Origin of the sequence: Limimaricola litoreus, from assembly GCF_024159025.1 — a bacterium.
Taxonomy (GTDB): Bacteria; Pseudomonadota; Alphaproteobacteria; order Rhodobacterales; family Rhodobacteraceae; genus Limimaricola; species Limimaricola litoreus.
In genome coordinates, this window is the sequence record NZ_JAMYXC010000181.1 from 1 (window position 1) to 1,300 (window position 1,300).

The 1,300-nt window shown below is 73.8% G+C and carries 1 protein-coding gene and 1 pseudogene; one reads left to right on the plus strand and one right to left on the minus strand.

The window, feature by feature from the left end; all coding sequences use genetic code 11:
• On the plus strand, positions 1–1,104 hold a 1,104-nt coding region (locus NHG85_RS11785; protein ID WP_440339876.1), incomplete at its 5' end, for a GTA baseplate fiber-binding domain-containing protein.
• A gap of 120 nt (positions 1,105–1,224) precedes the next feature.
• Here NHG85_RS11785 and NHG85_RS11790 read toward each other — a convergent pair.
• Positions 1,225–1,300, minus strand: a pseudogene (locus tag NHG85_RS11790) (ribose-5-phosphate isomerase RpiA); the annotation flags it as partial.

Here is a 1,300-nt window from a genome sequence, read left to right on the forward strand (position 1 = left end):
GACGTGGTCGAGATCTTGGGCGCGCCGGGCGGCAACTGGCGCATCGACCGTTTGGAGCGGACCACCCATGCGCAGGTCGAGGCGGTGCGCACCGCTCCCGGCCTCTACCTGCCGCAGCCTGCCGAGGCCGAGGCGACCTCGCCGGGGGCCTATATCCCGCCGGTGCCGGTCGAGGGGGTGTTTCTCGACCTGCCACTGCTCACCGGAGAGGAGGTGGCCCACGCGCCGCATTTCGCCGCCACGGCGCGGCCATGGCCGGGTGCGGTGGCGCTGGCCTCGGGCGTGGAAGATGCCGATCACCGGCTGAACCTCGTGCAATCGCTGCCCGCCACCATCGGGGTGACCGAAACCGCGATGGCGGCGGCCCCGAGCGGGATCTGGGATCGCGGGCGGGCGCTTCGGGTGCGGCTGGCGCAGGGGCAGCTCACCTCGGCCAGCGAGGCGGCGATCCTGTCGGGGGCCAATCTTTGCGCCATCGGCGACGGGACGAGCGACCATTGGGAGGTGTTCCAGTTCCAGACCGCCGAGCCGGTCGCGCCGGGCGTCTATCATCTGTCGCTGCGGCTTCGGGGGCAGGCGGGGACGGACGGGGTGATGCCGGATGTCTGGCCCGTGGGCAGCCGCTTCGTGCTGCTCGACGGTGTGCCGCGGCAGATCGACCTGCCGCAGGCGGCGCGGGGGTTGGAGCGGCATTACCGCTATGGCCCGGCCCGCCGGCCGCTGACCGATCCGAGCTGGCGGCACGAGCTTCGCGCCTTTGCAGGCATCGGGCTCAGGCCCTATGCGCCCGCGCATCTGTCAGCGCGCGAGGCGCAGGGGGATCTTCGGATCACATGGGTGCGACGCGCGCGCCGCGGCGCGGACGCCTGGGAGGGGCGGGACGTGCCGCTCGACGAGGGGCGCGAGGCCTACCTCGTGCGCATCCTTCAAGATGGCGTCGTGCTGCGCGAGGCGGAGGTGGACACGCCCGCCTACAGCTACAGCGCCGAGGCGCGGGCGGCGGACGGGACAGACGGGGCGGCGGGGGCGCTGGTGGTGCAGGTGGCGCAGATCTCGGAGGCCTTCGGGCCGGGGCCCTTCGCCGCGATCGAGGTGGCGGCGTGAGGCCGATCCTGCCGGGCTGCCTCGACCGGGGGCTTTCGGCGCTGCTCGCCGTGCCGCCCGGGGCGCGCGCCGGTCTCGCGGCGCGCATCGCCTTCGAGGCCCGCGCGGCGGATGCCTGGCGAGCGCGTCACAGATGTCGACGAAAAGCCCGTTCTCGACCACGCCCGCGATCTGGTTGAGCGCGAGGCCGAGCTGG